This is a genomic window from Streptomyces mangrovi, from assembly GCF_900114215.1.
Classification (GTDB): Bacteria; Actinomycetota; Actinomycetes; order Streptomycetales; family Streptomycetaceae; genus Streptomyces; species Streptomyces barkulensis.
Map to the genome: position 1 here is coordinate 81683 of NZ_FOSG01000019.1, position 17201 is coordinate 98883.

Sequence of the window (17201 nt, forward strand, 5' to 3'; positions counted from 1 at the left end):
CCGATGGGCCGGGGATGCCTGAAGGTAGGCCGCACCCGCCAGTCTGCACGCCTCTGTCAGGTTCTTCTCACGGGCGAGGCAGATGGCCTGCTCCAGTCTGAGTAGCGCGGGGTCGATACCGCTGTGGCTCGGATACAAGGACAGTGCCCGCTGCTGGACTTCACGGGCCTGGCGGCTGCGGCGAAGGCACCCGTGACACTGAAGCGGTGGCGCAGCAGCAGACGGGCTTCCCGGGCCAGCGAGATCGCGGACTCCAGCGGGCCGTAGTAGTAGGGCAGCATCGCCGCCTGAGCGCGCACCCTGGCGCGGATCTCGATGTTCCCGCTGTCGTCCGCCGCCGTACGGGCCGTGGCGTACCACGCACGTGATTGCCTGAGGCGGCCGAGCTTCATCAGGCAGTCGGCGACGAGGGTCGCCAGGAGCGCGATCGTCTCCGACAGCCGCACCTGCGCCGCGGCCGGTTGCCGCTCGGCCGCCAGCGTCCGGACTTCTTCGAGGTCCGCGAGCAGCACCCCCAGCATCGCCTCCGGCGGCGTGGAGATGTACTGCGTACGCAGCCACAGCAACCGCTCGTCCAACAGGTCGAGTTGACCGTTGCTCACGCTGGTGGACGCCAGCGTCCTGTCGACGGACCGGCGTACCGCTCCCGCCACGCGTTCGATGGGATCGGCCGGGAGATCGGTGATCGTGCCGCCCTCCGAACGGGCGGCGGCGGAAGGCCCCCTCGCCGAGTTCTCCTGAACGTACCCCGACGGGGAACAGGGAGTCGGAGCTTCCAACCGAGAGGAGCGGCGGTAATCCCCGACCAGACCGATGCCCTGGGAGTCGGTCCGGTACAGACGGCAGAGGAGATCCACCGTCGCTGCTCTGGGGCGGCGGTCCGGGCGCTTCTCCCACAGGGCGAGCTGGTCCTCGTCCACTTTCGGTGGCGAGGTCACGCCCGCCTCGGAGCACATGCGCGGAACTCGGCCACGGCGGTGCCCAGCGTCCAGCCACGGGCCAGCCGGTGCGCCCGCAGCCTGCTCACTCCGCAGCAGCCGTGGATGGCATCCACCGTCCGCTCTACGGCCCACTGTTCGGCGGTCGCGTGCTCCCGCCAGCGCTTGGCGCATGAGGGGCGGTGCTGTCCCTGCACGCTCCTACCTCCATTTCACCCGGGCAGTCATCGAGCGTAGTGATCGTCTCCACGCTCCGTGACGGAAACCCGTGACTTCTCGCGGGTTTGCCCCGGTCAACCGGGAAAAGCCGCGCGTTGGGCACCATCCGTGATTTCTCCGGGTTGTTCGCCCCCTGCCGCCACGGCGAACCTGACGCACCTCGCCTCGCCGGGAAACGGAGGCTTCGCCCCGGGCGATGCACTTTCCCTGGGGAGGCGAGCAGGAGTGCGGTTTTCCGACGAAGGCAGGAAACAGTGCGTCCACACCTCGACAACGCTCGCCCGACGGTTTGGAGTGCGACCCAAGCGCGGCGCCTCTTCGTCTGTTTTTCCGCACAGATGCGGGAGGTGTTGCCCCGTGCCGCTCTCGTCCGGCCGGGTGTGTGGTGCGAGGCGGTCACCGCCGCCGAGAGCGAACCGGGCGCGGAGGAGCGGCGCGGAGCGTACGCCGCCGCGTCGCCGGAGGCGGCGGTCCGGTGGCTGCGGGTCGGGGCGCGGGCGGCGGCGTCGTCGCTGGGACCGTTGCAGGCCGGGTACGTGCTGGACCACTGGGTGCACGGGCCCGGCTCGCTCCAGGACTACGTCCGGCTGCACCGGGGCCGCCCCTGCGCGCTGACCGTCTACCGCGACGGGCACCGGCTGACCTGGCGGGCCCACCCGGTGCGGTTCGTGCATCTGGTGGCGGTCAACGGCAGGCGGCCGTGCACCGCCGCCGCACCGGCAGGGGAGGCGCGGTGACCGTGAACGCACAGCCTCGGAGCCGGCCGGACGTGGTGCCGTACATCACCGCCTGGAGCGGCGAACAGCGCCTCACCCCTGCGGTGATCGCCACCGCACGAGGCATCGCCTACCCCGACGAGGTGCCTCTCGACCGCGACGCCGACGGCGCGCTGTGGGTCCGCCGCGCCCTGCATCCGGGCCGGGGCAGGCCGCGCTACTCCCGCGTCCATCCCCAGCGGCAACGCCGGGCGATGGCCCGGCTGCTGTGCCAGATCTGCGGCTCTCCGGCCGACCGCGACGAGCACGGGGTGCTGTGGCTGCTGGAGGACGACCGCGCCGACTGGGCCGGCTGGCCGGAGGGCCTGGTCACCGTCCATCCGCCCGTCTGCCTGCCCTGCGCGCCGAAGGCCGCCGGGCTCTGCCCCCACTTGCGCGGCACCGGAGCGGTGGCGGTCCGCGTCCGCGACTCCTCCCTCGACGGCGTCCATGGCCAGACCCACCGCCTCCACAACGGCCGCCTCGTACCCGACCGGCAGATCGTCGTCCTGTACGAACAACCCGAGATCCGCTGGACGCTGGCCGCCCAGGCCGCCCGCAATCTCAACGGCTGCACCCTGGTCGACCTCCACACCGGACGGCTCCTGTGAACCGGCCCTGGCCCTTCCATGAGACGCAGGTATCCGAGCCGTTCTGCCACCAGGACGTACGCCGACCACCGCGAGGCGCCACGGCCGCCACCGGGCTCCGCCTCCTCGGACCTGCACTCCGTCTCTACCGGTGCCAGGCCATCGCCCACGCCCCAGACGACGGCCGCATCTTCCCCCTCGGCACCCATACGGCCGACTCACCCCGCCTCACCCTGCGCTGGCTCCGGGACCGCGCCCGCCACATCGGCGACCAGTTCGACCCACCGGCCGCACGGCCCCTCCTGGCCTGGCTCCACGACGACCGGGCCCACGAGCACGCCCTGGCCGTCCTCGCCTCCGGCACGCCCTACGCCCACACCATCCGCGACGACACCGTCCGCTACCTGCTCACCGCCCACCCGACCACAAGGCCCCACCCGTGACCTTCGACCGCGCCGCCGACAACGAGCAGCTGTACCGCTACGAGATCACCGCCGCCCTGAACGCCGTCGTCCGCGCCTGCCAGGACATCGTCACCGAACACAGCCACCGCGGCTTCTGGACACCCCACACCAGCACCGAACCGACCCCCACCCACCAAGACCTCATCGAGGCCGCCCGCCGCGACGTGCTCAACCGCCTCCAGCTGGTCGTCCACTGCGCCGAGACGGTCGCCTACACCATCGAGCACGACCGCCGTACCGCAGAGTGATCAAGCTGAGCGGCAACCGCCGGAAGGGAACATGTCCTCGTGTACTGCGATCGACCATCCAAGCCCTCTTGGGAGAACCGCAGTTCAACTGGTCGGATCCGACCCCGTGGAGGGAGCACCGCTGACCTGGAGTGACATGGACCGTCGCAGGATGCCCTTCAAACCGGGCGGGTGCGTCGGACGGGACGTTCTGCCGTGGCCGGCCAGGCTCCTCGTTCGGAGAGGTGAAGCACGAGGGCCGCGATGTTCCAGGCGTCGTCCTCGCCCCGGTGGTGACGGCCTTCGAGCCGCCGCCCGGCGATTTTCAGGGCCTGTGCCATGCCAGGGCGTTTGCGCAGGCCATACGCCTCGGTGAAGACAGCCTTCGCGTTGGTGTGACGGCGGCCGAAAGGGTAGGGCGTCCGTGTGGCCTGACATTGCCGTGTGAACTGGTGACGGTCGTAGTCGCCCCAACTGACCCACGGCCGGGCGCCCGCGCGGTGCTCGGCCGCCAGTAGCCGGCACGCCTCGGCGAAAGTGACTCCCTGATCGACATCCTGCTGAGTGAGACCGGTCAGCTCCGTGCAGAACTCGCTGACCGTGGACCGGGCGGGCCTCACCAGGATCCGGTGCCGGGCGAGGCGCTCGCCGACGTCCAGGTCGATGACAGTCAGCCCGACCTCGATGATCTCGCTGACCTCGCCAGACGGCTGGGAACCAGCCCAACACGTCGCTTCGACGTCCACGACGTTGACGAGGCCTTCGGCCCAGGTGCTGTCCATGGCAGGAAGCGTAAGGAGGCGTAACAGTTGGAGCACCTCATTTTCGAGGCCGACCACCCCCCACTCAAAGCGTGTGAGTGTGCCCGGCCATGAGCTGAGGTCTCAGGGCGAGTCACAGGCTGTCGCGCCTGGTCAGTGAGCCGTCGGGGCCCAGGGTGTAGAAGCGTGGTGGGCCCATGGCCTCCACGGCCTGCCTCGGTTCCGCTTCTCGCTCGGCGGGGCCGGGTCCGCTCGCGTCCCGTACACGGAAACCGTGGAGTTCGACGGCTCCCGCGTCGATGTCGTCGGGCTCGGGGCGTCCTTCCAGGACGAACCCGAACAGTGCGCGCAGCGCGTCTTCGCCGAGCTCAAGAGGATGGAAGGGCAACGGGTACGGTTCCTCCTCTTCTTCTTCCTCCTCCTCTTCCCCATCCTCGTCAGGCCAGGGGATGACATCGGCGGGACGGTTCCCGGCCCAGTAGGGCAGTTCGAAGGGGAGCGGTTCGCCGACGTTCTCGATGATCCCGTCGTCCGGCGACAGGCTCAGGGAGCGGACGAGGCGCTCGTCCTCCCACACGGCGAACGCGAACCAGTCGACCACGCTGTGCATGGCGTGCAGGACGAGCCGTCGGCCGGTGCTCGCCGCGACGAGGTGCTCCGGAAGCTGCGACGGGAAGTCGATCATCACCTCCCGGTCGCAGACGATCTCCAGACCCGGCCGGCAGGCCGCGTACACCGTCCCGTCCGGCGGGTACACGCCGCCCCGCAGGCTTGAGCCCGCGCCTTCCTCGATCTCCCGGCCCGGATACAGGCGACGCAGCAGAGCGGAGGTCCGTGCCGGGTCCGCCGCCCCCGCCTGCCGCAGAAGGTCCGGCACGTCCCCGTCGGCGTATACGAGCAGCCCCGTCTTGGCCCCCAAAACCCCTCCCGAGATCGTCCCCGTCCGTGTCGTCGCACCGTAGCCGCCCGCACCGACACCAGGACCGCCCCCAACCGCTGTGAGTCGGCCGGGGTCGCCTGCCGCGACGTGCGGAAGGAGTGGTGTCGCTCACCAGGGCGGCTCCTCTCAATCGGACAGCGTCGACCTGGGTGGTGAAGAGATCCCGGTTCGATCGGGCCGAACAGAGCCGGTGGGCACGTGGACGCAGGAGTATCCGATGCACCGCCTTGCTGAACGATCGTTTAGGATGCTGAACATGCGTTCAGTGTCTGAGGACAGGACCACTCGCGCGGTCCTCCGCGACGAATCGCTCCGTCTCTTCGCCGAGAAGGGCCCGGACGGCGTCTCCGTGCGGCAGATCGCCGCCGCTGCCGGGGTCTCTCCCGGCCTGGTACTGCACCACTTCGGCTCGAAGGACGGGCTCCGCGAAGAGGTGGACCGGTATGTGCTCGACGTGTTCGACCAGGTGCTGGGCTCGATCACCGCAGACGGCGCGCCGGACTCCACCGCCCCGGCCGCATACGGGTCGCTGACCGAGGCGATGCTCGAGCATCTGCCGGCCAACTCCCCGATTCCCTCCTACCTCTCCCGGCTCCTGCTGTCCGGCAGCGACTCCGGGCGGCGGCTCTTCGCCCGGCTCCACGAGCTGAGCCGGGCGACTCTCGACGCGATGGCCGGGGCCGGGCTCGCCGCGCCGGGCCGGGACCCGGCGGCGCGCGCGGCGGTTCTGATGGCCAACGACCTGGCCGTGCTGCTGCTGCGCGACCACCTCACCGCCGTCCTGGGTGCCGACCCGCTGTCGGCCGAGGGCATGGCCCGCTGGGGGCCCGAGGTGCTCGCGATCTATTCCGGCGGGCTCACCGCCGCACCCGAGGGAGAACCCGAAGGGGACATCGCTCCATGACCACCGCGGCGAACGCCGCGCCGAGCGCCACGGCCGTACTCCGGGCGCGGGGTCCGCGCAAGGCGTACGGACCCCGCCGCGGCCACGGCGACACCACCAGCACCCTCCTTTGCACCCGAAGGGCACCCACGATGGAGATCACCACGCGCCCCGCCCCGCCCACCGGCATCCGCCGCCTGCTGTTCCGGGCCCCCGTCCACCTCTACCGACTGCGCCTCGGCTGGGTCTTCGGCGGCCGGCTGCTACTGCTGAACCACACCGGACGCGTCTCGGGCAAGCGCCGTCAGGTCGTCATCGAGGTCATCGAGCACGACCGGACCGACGGCAGCTACGTGGTCTGCTCCGGCTTCGGCGCCAAGGCCGCCTGGTACCGGAACCTCCTCGCCACACCCGAGGCCGGCGTCCAGGTCGGCCTGCGCACCCTCCCCGTCACCGCACACCCGCTCGACGGGGAGGAAGGCGGCGACCTCATGGCCCGCTACGCATCCCGCCACCCCCGGGCCGCACGCAGACTCGTGCGCTTCATGGGCTTCTCCGTCGACGGCACACCGGAGGACTACCGTGCGGTCGGACGCCGACTGCCCTTCGTGCGCCTCAGCCCACGCCGGCCGTGAAGCGGGCGGTTTTCCGGCGCCGGCCGGTGTGACGGCTGCCGGGCGGCACGGCACCGGCCGCCTCGGCGGGTGCTTCACCCCCGCCCTGGCTCCGCAAGGCGGTTGAAGCCGGCGAGGCGGGGCGAGACGGTGAAGGGGAAGGATTCGCCGCCGGGGGTCTTGAGGGCCGCGACGATGTCGTGGTCCGGTTCGCCGAACACCTCGAAGTGCTGCACGGTGCAGTGCTCCATCACCTCGCGGATGTACGGGTCCGACAGCCGCCAGTGGGTGCGGATGGCGTCTGAGTCGCGGTAGAGCTGGAAGCTGTGCGCCAGCATCCGTTCCTCGTCGATGAAGACCTCCACCATCAGCTGGGGGCCGTGTTCCCGGGCGAACGCCACCGCCTGCGCGATGGCGCGGCGGAAGCCGTCGAGGTGGCCGTCGGTGATGCGCATGGTGTTGCGGAAGAGGATGGTGCCGCTGCTCGTGGTATCCATGCGCTTGAGTTTCTTACTTCAAGCGAGGTTGAGGTCAAGGGTGGATCCTGGCGGGAGACACCGGCCATGTGAGGAGCGTCATCCGCCGGCCCGACATGTCGCCGGCTGCCAGACTCGTTCCGTGCGGGCGATCATCGAGGACATGGCGGGCCGTCTGGCCGAGGTGCCGGGAGTGGTCGGGGTGATGCTCGGCGGCAGCCGGGCACGCGGGGAGCACTGGCCCGGCTCGGACTGGGACCTCGGCGTCTACTACCGGGGCGATCTCGATCTCGCCGCGTTGCGCGTGCTGGCCGGTCCCGAAGTGGAGGTGGCCGGTCCGGGCGGATGGGGACCCTGGGTGAACGGCGGTGCGTGGCTGCGGATCGACGGTGTGGCGGTGGACTGGATCCTGCGGGACCTGGACCGGGTCGAGCGGGTGTGGGCGGACTGCCGGGAAGGCCGGTACGAGGTGGGCGTACAGGCGGGTCACCCGCTCGGATTCTGGTCGCCGTGCTATGCGGGCGAGGTGGCGCTCGGCAAGGTACTGGCCGACCCGTCCGGCGAGTTGGCTGATCTTCGGCGCAGGACCGCGGTCTACCCAGAGCCGCTGCGGGAGGCGCTGACCGCGGCAGCCTGGGAGGCGGAGTTCCTGGTCGACGCCGCGGCGAAGGGCGTGGCAGGGGCGGACACCCTCTACGTCTCGCTCTGCCTGTCCCGCGCGGTCGGTGTGCTGGTGCAGGCGGTGTTCGCCGAGGACCGGCGCTGGTGCCTCAACGAGAAGGGCGCGCTGGCCGTCGCCGAGACGCTGCCGGCCGCGCCGGCCGGCTTCGGCCCGCGGGCCCGCCGCCTGCTGGGGGCGCCCGGCGAGACTTCGGAGTCGCTGGCGGCGATGGTGGCAGAGACGCGGGCGCTGGTCGGGGAGACCGTCGCCGTGCTGAGGAGCCGCACCGGGTGACGGTGCCTGCCCCGAGCGTGGGACCCGCGCGCCGCAGGCCATCCGCCCAAGTCCCGGCGGGCCGCCGCGCCGTTCAGGCGTAGAGGTCCTCCAGGCCGATGAGCAGTACGTCGCCGTCGCGTGTTGCCTCGGCGCGCAGGGCGTCGCTGAAGCCCGCGCCGCTGAAGCAGGCCAGCCGGCATCCACCGGTGTCCGCCGTGCCCCGCTGGGCGAGGATCTCCCGGGCCCGCCTGAGTCTCTCCAGGTGCTTCACGCCCATGACCGTGCCCCACTTGGCCTCGCCGAGCAGGGCCACAGACGATCTGCCCGCCCCCGATCCCGGTTCGACCGCTGCCACGTCGATCTCGATCTGTCTGCGCGCCGCCGGGTCGGTGACGACGCCGCTGCCCACCTGCCCGGGGAAGGAGTCGAGCAGGGCCTGCCCCGGGCCGAGCACGTACTCGCGGCACACCGCCTCGAAGTGCGGTCCGGCCACCTGGGAGGCGAAGCGCTCGGCCGACCGTTCCCACACCTGTGCGGCCTGACCGCTCTCCAGTCGCGCCCAGGAGGGTCGCATCACGGCCTCGTAGAAGGTGATCAGCGGCTCGCTGATGCGGTAGTGCGACTTCCCGGCTCGGAAGACGTCCGCCTCGCGGACCAGCAGATGGCTGTCCTCCAGGACGTGGAGGGGGTGGGAGATGTCCACCGACTTGCGGCCGATGTAGCCCGCGATCGCGCCCCGGGAGGTGTTGCCCTGGGCCACCGCGGCGAGGACCGAGTGGTAGAGCGCGGTGTCGCGGATGTCCGCCTCCTCGGCCAGCAGGTACCGGGCCTCCCGGAAGAGCGGGCTGAGGGGGGAGAGGACGGTACGGCAGAGCCAGTCGTCGAACTCCTCCAGGCTGCCGGGAACGTCGTCCGCCAGGAACTGCCGCCGGTACGCGGGTGTGCCGCCGAGGACGGCGTGGAGGCGGGCCGCGAGGGCGGGATCGTCCGCCACGCCCCAGAAGTCCGCCGCCTCCCGGTATCCGAAGGGCCTCACGACGAGCTCCAGTTGGGCCCGGCCGCGCAGAGGGGCGGTGCTCGCCGGCAGCCCGCCCATGACGGACATCGCCGAGCCGCACAGCAGCAGCCGCATCCGGCTCTCCCGCACCTGGAAGCGGTCGATCTCCCGCTGGATCAAGGAGGGGAGTTCCGGAGCCGTCTTCACCAGGTAGGGGAACTCGTCGATGACCACGAGCACCGGTCCCTCGCCGCGTTCGGGCAGGGCCAGCCCGAACAGATAGGAGATCGCGTCGTCCCAGGTGGCGAAGGAGAACGGGGCCGGGGAGCCGGTGTATTCGGCCAGAGTGGCGCCGAACTGGCGCAGCGACTCCGCGGCGGTCGCGGTCGTGGCACCGAAGTAGAAACCGCCCCGCTGCTCCACGAGGGCGCGCAGCAGATAGGTCTTGCCCATGCGCCGCCGGCCGCTGACGACTCCAAGCATGGCGTGCGGCAGCGGGCGGGCCGCGAAGGCTGAGAGGCCGTCCCATTCGGCGTCCCGGCCGAAGACGTGGGGTGGTTTGGCGGGGAGACTCGGGCGGGGCATCTCGCTCCAGGTGTTAGGACTACACTCCTTAGGAGTGTAGTCCTAACACCTTCGCGTGCCCGCTGGGCGCGGGGCCTCAGGCCTGAGCAGGCGCGAAGCGCTTGAGTTCGCGGCGGGCCAGGGAACGCTGGTGGACCTCGTCCGGGCCGTCGGCGAGCTGGAGGGTGCGGGCGCCGGCCCACAGCTCGGCCAGCGGGAAGTCCTGGCTGACGCCGCCCGCGCCGTGCAGCTGCACCGCGCGGTCCAGGATGCCCACCACCTCGCGCGGCACCGCGATCTTGATGGCCTGGATCTCGGTGTGCGCGCCCCGGTTGCCGACGGTGTCCATCAGCCAGGCCGTCTTGAGCACCAGCAGCCGCAGTTGCTCCACCGACACCCGCGCGTCGGCGATCCACTGCTGGACGACGCCCTGCGCGGCCAGCGGCCTGCCGAAGGCGGTACGGGTGTTGGCCCGGCGGCACATCAGCTCGATCGCCCGCTCGGCCATGCCGATCAGCCGCATGCAGTGGTGGATGCGGCCCGGGCCCAGGCGGGCCTGGGCGATGGCGAAGCCCCCGCCCTCCTCGCCGATCAGGTTGGCGGCGGGGACGCGCACGTCGTGGAAGAGGACCTCGGCGTGGCCGCCGTGCCAGTGGTCCTCGTAGCCGTAGACCGTCATCGCGCGGCGCACCTCGACGCCCGGGGTGTCGCGCGGCACCAGCACCATCGACTGCTGGCGGCGGATGTCGTCGCCGTCCGGGTCGGTCTTGCCCATCACGATGAAGACCGCGCAGTCGGGGTTCATCGCCCCTGAGATGTACCACTTGCGGCCGGTGATGACGTACTCGTCGCCCTCGCGCCGGATGCGCGTCTCGATGTTGGTGGCGTCCGAGGAGGCGACCTCGGGCTCGGTCATGGCGAAGGCCGAGCGGATCTCCCCGGCCAGCAGCGGCTTCAGCCACCGCTCGCGCTGCTCGGCGCTGCCGAACTGGGCCAGCACCTCCATGTTGCCGGTGTCGGGCGCGGCGCAGTTGGTGGCGGTCGGGGCGAGCTGCGGGCTGCGGCCGGTGATCTCGGCCAGCGGCGCGTACTGGAGGTTGGTCAGTCCGGCGCCGTGCTCGGCATCGGGCAGGAAGAGGTTCCACAGGCCGCGCTCGCGGGCGGCGGCCTTCAGCTCCGCCACCACCGGCGGGGTGCGCCACGGCGAGTCCAGCGCCGCCCGCTGCTCGTCGGCCACGGCCTCCGCCGGGTAGACGTGCTCGTCCATGAAGGCCAGCAGCTTCTCGCGGAGCTCCTCGGTGCGTGCGTCGAATCCGAAGTCCATGGCGGGTCAGCCTTCCTGCAGGGTGGTGAGGCCTTCTGAGACGAAGAGGGGGACGAGCGCACCGATGCGGTCGAAGCCCGCGCCGACGGTCTGCCCGAGGGTGTAGCGGTAGTGGATGCCCTCCAGGATCACGGCGAGCTTGAAGTAGGCGAACGCCGTGTACCAGGCGATGCCGGAGACGTCGCGGCCCGATGAGGAGGCGTACCGCTCGATCAGCTCCCGCGCGTCGGGGTGGCCGGGGGCCTCGCGGGTGGTGGCGATGGGGGCGCCGGGGATGCGCTGCTGGCTGCTGTACATCACCAGCAGGCCCAGGTCGGTCAGCGGGTCGCCGAGGGTGGACATCTCCCAGTCGAGGATGGCGGCGATCTCGTCGTCCGCGCCGATGAGCACGTTGTCCAGCCGGTAGTCGCCGTGGACGATCGCCGGGGCGGGGGAGTCGGGCAGCCGGCTGCCGAGCAGGGCGTGGAGCTCGTCGATGCCGGGCAGTTCGCGGCTGCGGGAGGCGTCCAGCTGCTTGCCCCAGCGCCGCAGCTGCCGCTCCAGGAAGCCCTCGGGGCGGCCGAAGTCGCCCAGGCCGACGGATTCCGGGTCCACCGAGTGGAGCTTCACCAGGGCGTCGGACAGGCCGAGCACCAGCTCGCGGGTGCGCTCGGGGCCGAGCGGGGCGAGCTGCTCGGCGGTGCGGTAGGGGGTGCCCTCCACGTACTCCATCACGTAGAAGGGCGCGCCGAGGACGGACGTGTCCTCGCACAGCAGCACCGCGCCGGGCACGGGCACGTCGGTGGGGCCCAGGGCGTTGATCACCCGGTGCTCGCGGGCCATGTCGTGCGCGGTGGCCAGGACGTGGCCCAGCGGAGGGCGCCGCACCACCCAGCGCGAGGCCCCGTCGCTCACCTTGTAGGTCAGGTTCGAGCGGCCGCCCTCGATCAGCTCCGCGCTCAGGGGCCCCTGGACGAGCCCCGGGCGCTCGCCGTCCAGGTACGCGCGCAGCCGCGCGGGATCGAGGCCCGGTGGGTGGTGCTCGGTCATCGGCAGGCTCCTCGGCGGGAAGAGGGTGGTCGTGCGTACCGGGTAATGATGCCGACCAGTCGGTATGGAGTCCAGAGAGGGGGGCGAAAAGAGAGCCTCGACACCGCGCGGAGACGGTGTCGAGGCCGATACGAGGGGGGTACGTGGGCCGGATCAGCGGGGGACGGCGGCGACGGCCAGCTCCGTGACCTCGTCCGGCGTCCCGTCGATGGGGACGACCGCGCCCGCCTCGTCCGCGTCCAGCGCCTCCAGCGTCTCGAACTGGGACTTGAGCAGCGCGGACGGCATGAAGTGCCCGGTGCGGCCCGTCAGTCGCTCGCCGATCAGCTCGGGCGGGCCGTCCAGGTGGAGGAAGAACACATCCGGCGCGGCCCGGCGCAGCCGGTCGCGGTAGGCGCGTTTGAGGGCGGAGCAGGTGACCACGCCGCCCGCCCCTCCCTGGGCCTTGAGCCAGGCGGCGATCGTGTCCAGCCATGGCGCGCGGTCGGTGTCCGTCAGCGGGACGCCCGAGGCCATCTTCGCCACGTTCTCCGGCGGGTGGAAGTCGTCGGCCTCCGCGTACGGCACCCCCAGCCGCTCCGCCAGGGCCGTGCCCACCGTCGTCTTCCCGGACCCGGACACACCCATCACCACGACGAGCGGACTCACCACAGCCACACCACCACTCCAAAGATCGGCACGGACAGCGTACAGACGGCCGCCGTGTACGCCGTGCGCGTACCCAGCGGGCCCGGCCGGGGCACATCCAGCGCGCGGATGCGGCGGTGGGCCAGCGCCAGGAACCCCAGCCACACCAGCGCCCCCAGCGCGGCCGGGGCGTAGGCCTGCGGCGGCCCGCCGTCGTGCAGCGTCCCGCGGGCCAGCAGCGCCACCACGGCCGCGAAGGCCAGGGTGGTGCGCCGCCACGCCATCCGGGTGCGCTCCGGCTGCGCGGCCGGATCGCGTACGGCCGTCCCGTCCTCGTGCGGCCCGTCCCCGTGCGGCCGGCGGTCCGCGCTCACCGGCCCAGCTCTCCCAGCAGCACTCCGGCGACCACCACCAGCGCGGCCACCGCCGTGCCCAGCGCCAGCAGCACGGGGAAGCGGGACAGCGGCAGATCGTCGCCGCGCCGCATGGCCCGCTCGGTGCGCAGCCAGTGGTTGACCGCCCGTACCGCGCACAGCGCGCCGCCGGCCAGCAGCACCACGGCGATCGCCGCCCGGGGGCCGGGGCGGAGCCCGGTCAGGAACTGGTCCACCGCCAAGCCGCCCGCCACCAGTGCCAGCGCGGTGCGGATCCACGCCAGGAAGGTGCGCTCGTTGGCCAGCGAGAAGCGGTAGTCGGGGGTGGTGCCCTCGGCCCGCATCCGCTCCGGCGCCAGCCACAGACGCAGCGGGTCCCGCAGTCCGTACCAGAGCCGTTTGATCATGCTTCCGACACTACGCGGGACCCCCGCCCCGCTCCCGGTGCCACTCCCCCAGCCGCCGGTGGCACTCCAGCCCGTCGGGCACCACGTCCCACTCCTCCAGCCGCCGCTCCACCTCGTCCTCCGGCAGGAAGTCCCACCAGGCGACCTCCTCGGGCTGCGGGCGCACCGGCAGCTCGCACCGCACCTCGTAGACGGCCAGGAACCAGGTGTGCTCCGGCGACTCGTACAGGAACGTCAGCCGGTGCTCCGGATGCGGCAGCCCGCTCACCCCCAGCTCCTCCTCGGCCTCGCGCAGCGCCGCCTCGTCGTAGCTCTCGCCCGCGCCGACCACACCTCCGACCACCAGGTCGTACATCGAGGGGAAGACCAGCTTGCCCGGGGTGCGGCGGTGCACGAAGATCCGGCCCTCGGCGTCCCGCACCCGCACCGACACGCACCGGTGCCGCATCCGCCGGGCGGTGGCCGTGCCGCGCCGGGCCCGGCCGACCACACGGTCGTACCCGTCCACGATGTCCAGCAGTTCGTCCGCGGATCTACCCGCCGCCTCCTTATTTGTCATCCGATCATCAAAGCAGCCCGCGGGGGTGCCGCGCCTCCGGGCGGCGGGTTACTCTCCGGTCACCAGCGGGACGGACCGAGGAACGGATGGGCCGATGGCGTACGACGCCGATGTGATCGTGATCGGGGCGGGCCTGGCCGGGCTCGCGGCCACCGCCGAACTGGCCGACGCCGGGCGGAAGGTGATCCTGCTCGACCAGGAACCCGAAGCGTCCCTGGGCGGCCAGGCGCACTGGTCCTTCGGCGGGCTGTTCCTCGTCGACTCGCCCGAGCAGCGCCGTATGCGCGTGCGCGACAGCCGCGAGCTGGCCTGGCAGGACTGGCTCGGCACGGCCGGCTTCGACCGCGAGGAGGACGCCTGGCCGCGCCGCTGGGCCGAGGCGTACGTCGACTTCGCCGCCGGGGAGAAGCGCGCCTGGCTGCGCGCCCAGGGCGTGCGGCTGTTCCCCGTCGTCGGCTGGGCCGAGCGGGGCGGCTACGACGCCGGCGGCCACGGCAACTCGGTGCCGCGCTTCCACATCACCTGGGGCACCGGACCGGGCCTGGTCGAACCCTTCGAGCGGCGGGTGCGCCAGGGCGCCGAACGGGGCCTGGTGGACCTGCGCTTCCGGCACCGCGTCACGGGGCTGGCCCGCAGCGCCGGAGCGGTGGACACCGTCACCGGCGAGGTGCTCGCCCCCAGCGGCGCCGCACGCGGCACGGCCAGCGGCCGGGAGGTGACCGGCGTCTTCGAACTGCGCGCCCAGGCGGTGATCGTGGCCTCCGGCGGCATCGGCGGCAACCACGACCTGGTGCGCGCCAACTGGCCGAAACGGCTGGGCACTCCGCCCAGGCGGATGCTCTCCGGAGTGCCCGCCCACGTCGACGGCGCGATGCTGGGCATCGCCGAGGAGGCCGGCGGCCGGATCGTCAACCGCGACCGGATGTGGCACTACACCGAGGGCATCGAGAACTGGGACCCCATCTGGGCGCGGCACGGCATCCGCATCCTGCCCGGCCCCTCGTCCCTGTGGCTGGACGCCACCGGCCGCCGGCTGCCGGTGCCGCTCTTCCCCGGCTTCGACACGCTCGGCACCCTCGAACACATCATGGGCACGGGGTACGAGTACACCTGGTTCGTCCTCACACAGAAGATCATCGAGAAGGAGTTCGCGCTCTCCGGCTCCGAGCAGAACCCCGACCTCACCGGCCGCAGCATCCGCCAGGTCCTCGGCAGGGCCCGATCCGGAGCGCCCGGCCCGGTACGCGCGTTCATGGACAAGGGCGCCGACTTCGTCGTCGAACGCGACCTGTCCGCCCTGGTGCGCGGGATGAACGCGCTCACCGGCGACGGTCTGATCGACGAGGCCGCCCTGCGCCGCGAGATCACCGCCCGCGACCGCGAGATCGCCAACCCCTTCACCAAGGACCTCCAGATCACCGCCGTCCGGGGAGCGCGCACCTACCTCGGCGACAAGCTGATCCGCGTCGCCCCGCCCCACCGGCTGCTGGACCCGAAGGCGGGCCCACTGATCGCCGTGCGCCTGAACATCCTCACCCGCAAGACCCTCGGCGGCCTGGAGACCGATCTGTCCTCCCGCGTCCTCACCACCGAAGGCGAGACGCTGCCCGGCCTCTACGCGGCGGGCGAGGCCGCCGGCTTCGGCGGCGGGGGCATGCACGGCTACCGCTCCCTGGAGGGCACCTTCCTGGGCGGCTGCCTGTTCTCGGGCCGCACCGCCGGCCGCGCGGCGGCGAAGGCGGTGGGCTGAGCCGTCCCGGGCCGACAGGCCGGCCCGGGACGGGCAACCGCGCCCGGACCGGGCCCGCCGCCCCGCCGGTGGACCGGAAACGGCGAAGGCCCCGCGGACGTCCGCGGGGCCTTTACCTCTCTCTGTGTCCGGAGGGGGACTTGAACCCCCACGCCCGATAAAGGGCACTAGCACCTCAAGCTAGCGCGTCTGCCATTCCGCCACCCGGACAGGTGCGTGCCGCCGACCGTGGTCGTGGCGACGTGTAAACCATAGCACTGGAGCGGAGCCGGGCGATCACCCCGGCTCCTGTGCCCCGGACCCCGGAGACGGGAGGATGGGCGCGGACCCCGCAACACGAGGAGGCAGTGTGAGCGAGCCGAACGCGACCACCACCGCGGCCGACGCGGTCAGGGGCGAGGACGAGGTCGTCGACCTGTGCCGCGATCTCATCCGGATCGACACCAGCAACTACGGCGACCACTCGGGACCGGGCGAACGGGCCGCGGCCGAGTACGTGGCGGAGAAGCTCGCGGAGGTGGGACTGGAGCCGGAGATCTTCGAGTCGCACCCGGGCCGGGCGTCGACCGTCGCCCGGATCGAGGGCGAGGACCCCTCCCGGCCCGCGCTGCTCATCCACGGGCACACCGACGTCGTCCCGGCCAACGCCGAGGACTGGACCCACCACCCGTTCTCCGGCGAGATCGCCGACGGCTGCGTGTGGGGCCGCGGAGCGGTCGACATGAAGGACATGGACGCGATGACGCTGGCGGTCGTGCGCGACCGGCTGCGCAGCGGCCGCAGGCCCCCGCGCGACATCGTGCTGGCCTTCCTCGCCGACGAGGAGGCGGGCGGCACCTGGGGGGCGAAGCACCTGGTCAAACGGCACCCGGGGCTGTTCGAGGGCGTGACCGAGGCGATCGGCGAGGTCGGCGGCTTCTCCTTCACCGTCAACGAGAAGCTGCGGCTGTACCTGGTGGAGACCGCCGAGAAGGGCATGCACTGGATGCGGCTCACCGTGGACGGCACCGCCGGGCACGGCTCGATGACCAACACCGACAACGCGATCACCGAGCTGTGCGAGGCGGTCGGACGGCTGGGCCGGCACCGGTTCCCGGTCCGGGTCACCAAGACGGTGCGCTCCTTCCTCGACGAGCTCTCCGACGCCCTCGGCGTGGAGCTGGACCCGGAGGACATGGACGCGACCCTGGAGAAGTTGGGCGGCATCGCCAAGCTGATCGGGGCGACGCTGCGCAACACGGCGGCCCCGACGATGCTGGGCGCCGGCTACAAGGTCAACGTCATCCCCGGCCAGGCCACCGCCCATGTCGACGGGCGCTTCCTGCCCGGCCACGAGGAGGAGTTCCTGGCCGACCTCGACCGGATCCTGGGCCCGCGCGTGAGGCGCGAGGACGTGCACGCCGACAAGGCGCTGGAGACCGGCTTCGACGGCGCCCTGGTGGACGCCATGCAGACCGCGCTGAAGGCCGAGGACCCGATCGCGCGGGCCGTGCCGTACATGCTCTCCGGCGGCACCGACGCCAAGTCCTTCGACGACCTGGGCATCCGCTGCTTCGGGTTCGCCCCGCTGAAGCTGCCGCCGGAGCTGGACTTCGCCGGGATGTTCCACGGGGTGGACGAGCGGGTGCCGGTGGAGGGGCTGAAGTTCGGAGTGCGGGTGCTGGACCGCTTCCTCGACCAGTGCTGACCGGCCCGGCACCGTACGTCCGGCCTCCTCGGTAATCGTCCATGTGTGCGTGTGCGACCAGGACGGGTGAATGCGCCCT

The 17201-nt window shown here is 72.0% G+C and carries 21 protein-coding genes and 1 tRNA gene; 9 read left to right on the plus strand and 13 right to left on the minus strand.

Features of this window, described 5'->3' with window-relative positions:
- Positions 1–56 precede the first annotated feature (56 nt).
- On the minus strand, positions 57–938 hold the full coding sequence (locus BM237_RS22795) for a hypothetical protein (RefSeq protein WP_245793947.1): 882 nt from the start codon (positions 936–938) through the stop codon (positions 57–59).
- Positions 935–1135, minus strand: a complete 201-nt coding sequence (locus BM237_RS30090) for a hypothetical protein (protein ID WP_245793950.1) — start codon at positions 1133–1135, stop codon at positions 935–937. The genes BM237_RS22795 and BM237_RS30090 overlap by 4 nt, the downstream gene beginning before the upstream one ends.
- A gap of 360 nt (positions 1136–1495) precedes the next feature.
- On the opposite strand from BM237_RS30090, the gene BM237_RS22800 reads away from it, so the two are divergent.
- From BM237_RS22800 to BM237_RS22815, 4 genes are read left to right on the plus strand one after another with little or no spacing between them, the layout of a single operon-like run.
- On the plus strand, positions 1496–1894 hold the full coding sequence (locus tag BM237_RS22800) for a hypothetical protein (protein WP_217655910.1): 399 nt from the start codon (positions 1496–1498) through the stop codon (positions 1892–1894).
- Positions 1895–1896: 2 nt separating this feature from the next.
- The gene (locus BM237_RS22805; RefSeq protein ID WP_139238156.1) at positions 1897–2523 is read left to right on the plus strand and encodes a hypothetical protein; all 627 of its coding nucleotides are present in this window, start codon (positions 1897–1899) and stop codon (positions 2521–2523) included.
- Positions 2520–2945, plus strand: coding sequence for a hypothetical protein (locus BM237_RS22810; protein WP_175541102.1), 426 nt, complete (start codon positions 2520–2522; stop codon positions 2943–2945). Before BM237_RS22805 ends, BM237_RS22810 begins: the two co-directional genes overlap by 4 nt.
- On the plus strand, positions 2942–3214 hold the full coding sequence (locus tag BM237_RS22815) for a hypothetical protein (RefSeq protein WP_093851592.1): 273 nt from the start codon (positions 2942–2944) through the stop codon (positions 3212–3214). The genes BM237_RS22810 and BM237_RS22815 overlap by 4 nt, the downstream gene beginning before the upstream one ends.
- A 158-nt stretch (positions 3215–3372) precedes the next feature.
- Here BM237_RS22815 and BM237_RS22820 read toward each other — a convergent pair whose 3' ends face one another.
- Together BM237_RS22820 and BM237_RS22825 are read right to left on the minus strand one after the other, a co-directional pair.
- Positions 3373–3975 carry a 3'-5' exonuclease gene (locus BM237_RS22820; RefSeq protein ID WP_093851630.1) on the minus strand — a complete coding sequence of 201 codons (603 nt, stop codon included), beginning with the start codon at positions 3973–3975 and terminating at the stop codon, positions 3373–3375.
- A gap of 112 nt (positions 3976–4087) precedes the next feature.
- Complete coding sequence (locus BM237_RS22825; protein WP_093851593.1) at positions 4088–4873, minus strand: DUF6928 family protein; 786 nt, start codon at positions 4871–4873, stop codon at positions 4088–4090.
- A 277-nt stretch (positions 4874–5150) separates the two neighbouring features.
- Between BM237_RS22825 and BM237_RS22830 the strand changes: the two genes are divergently transcribed.
- Entirely contained in the window at positions 5151–5798 is a 648-nt protein-coding gene (locus BM237_RS22830; protein ID WP_093851631.1) for a TetR/AcrR family transcriptional regulator, read from the plus strand.
- A 131-nt stretch (positions 5799–5929) separates the two neighbouring features.
- Positions 5930–6412 (plus strand): nitroreductase family deazaflavin-dependent oxidoreductase, encoded by a 483-nt coding sequence (locus BM237_RS22835; RefSeq protein WP_093851632.1) that lies wholly within the window; start codon positions 5930–5932, stop codon positions 6410–6412.
- Positions 6413–6486: 74 nt separating this feature from the next.
- On the opposite strand, the gene BM237_RS22840 is transcribed toward BM237_RS22835, so the two are convergent.
- Positions 6487–6888 carry a hypothetical protein gene (locus tag BM237_RS22840; protein WP_093851594.1) on the minus strand — a complete coding sequence of 134 codons (402 nt, stop codon included), beginning with the start codon at positions 6886–6888 and terminating at the stop codon, positions 6487–6489.
- Between the two features lie 142 nt (positions 6889–7030).
- On the opposite strand from BM237_RS22840, the gene BM237_RS22845 reads away from it, so the two are divergent.
- Positions 7031–7822 (plus strand): DUF4037 domain-containing protein, encoded by a 792-nt coding sequence (locus tag BM237_RS22845; protein ID WP_093851633.1) that lies wholly within the window; start codon positions 7031–7033, stop codon positions 7820–7822.
- A 73-nt stretch (positions 7823–7895) separates the two neighbouring features.
- Here the strand turns inward: BM237_RS22845 and BM237_RS22850 are convergent, their stop codons facing one another.
- The 7 genes from BM237_RS22850 to BM237_RS22880 all read right to left on the minus strand — a co-directional run bounded on the left by BM237_RS22850 (position 7896) and on the right by BM237_RS22880 (position 13685).
- Positions 7896–9386, minus strand: a complete 1491-nt coding sequence (locus BM237_RS22850; RefSeq protein ID WP_093851595.1) for an ATP-binding protein — start codon at positions 9384–9386, stop codon at positions 7896–7898.
- Between the two features lie 76 nt (positions 9387–9462).
- Positions 9463–10689, minus strand: coding sequence for an acyl-CoA dehydrogenase family protein (locus tag BM237_RS22855; protein ID WP_093851596.1), 1227 nt, complete (start codon positions 10687–10689; stop codon positions 9463–9465).
- Positions 10690–10695: 6 nt separating this feature from the next.
- On the minus strand, positions 10696–11718 hold the full coding sequence (locus BM237_RS22860; RefSeq protein WP_093851597.1) for a phosphotransferase family protein: 1023 nt from the start codon (positions 11716–11718) through the stop codon (positions 10696–10698).
- A 153-nt stretch (positions 11719–11871) separates the two neighbouring features.
- A complete protein-coding gene (locus BM237_RS22865) occupies positions 11872–12345 on the minus strand; it encodes a gluconokinase (protein WP_093851634.1) in 474 nt (157 codons plus the stop codon).
- Between the two features lie 17 nt (positions 12346–12362).
- Positions 12363–12719, minus strand: coding sequence for a DUF202 domain-containing protein (locus BM237_RS22870; protein ID WP_281253951.1), 357 nt, complete (start codon positions 12717–12719; stop codon positions 12363–12365).
- The gene (locus tag BM237_RS22875) at positions 12716–13126 is read right to left on the minus strand and encodes a YidH family protein (RefSeq protein ID WP_093851598.1); all 411 of its coding nucleotides are present in this window, start codon (positions 13124–13126) and stop codon (positions 12716–12718) included. Before BM237_RS22875 ends, BM237_RS22870 begins: the two co-directional genes overlap by 4 nt.
- Before the next feature lie 10 nt (positions 13127–13136).
- Complete coding sequence (locus BM237_RS22880; protein ID WP_093851599.1) at positions 13137–13685, minus strand: NUDIX domain-containing protein; 549 nt, start codon at positions 13683–13685, stop codon at positions 13137–13139.
- Positions 13686–13779: 94 nt separating this feature from the next.
- On the opposite strand from BM237_RS22880, the gene BM237_RS22885 reads away from it, so the two are divergent.
- On the plus strand, positions 13780–15435 hold the full coding sequence (locus tag BM237_RS22885; protein WP_093851600.1) for an FAD-binding dehydrogenase: 1656 nt from the start codon (positions 13780–13782) through the stop codon (positions 15433–15435).
- Between the two features lie 125 nt (positions 15436–15560).
- On the opposite strand, the gene BM237_RS22890 is transcribed toward BM237_RS22885, so the two are convergent.
- A tRNA-Leu gene (locus BM237_RS22890) sits at positions 15561–15645 on the minus strand.
- Positions 15646–15784: 139 nt separating this feature from the next.
- On the opposite strand from BM237_RS22890, the gene BM237_RS22895 reads away from it, so the two are divergent.
- Complete coding sequence (locus BM237_RS22895) at positions 15785–17122, plus strand: M20/M25/M40 family metallo-hydrolase (protein ID WP_093851601.1); 1338 nt, start codon at positions 15785–15787, stop codon at positions 17120–17122.
- The last annotated feature ends 79 nt before the right edge of the window (positions 17123–17201 follow it).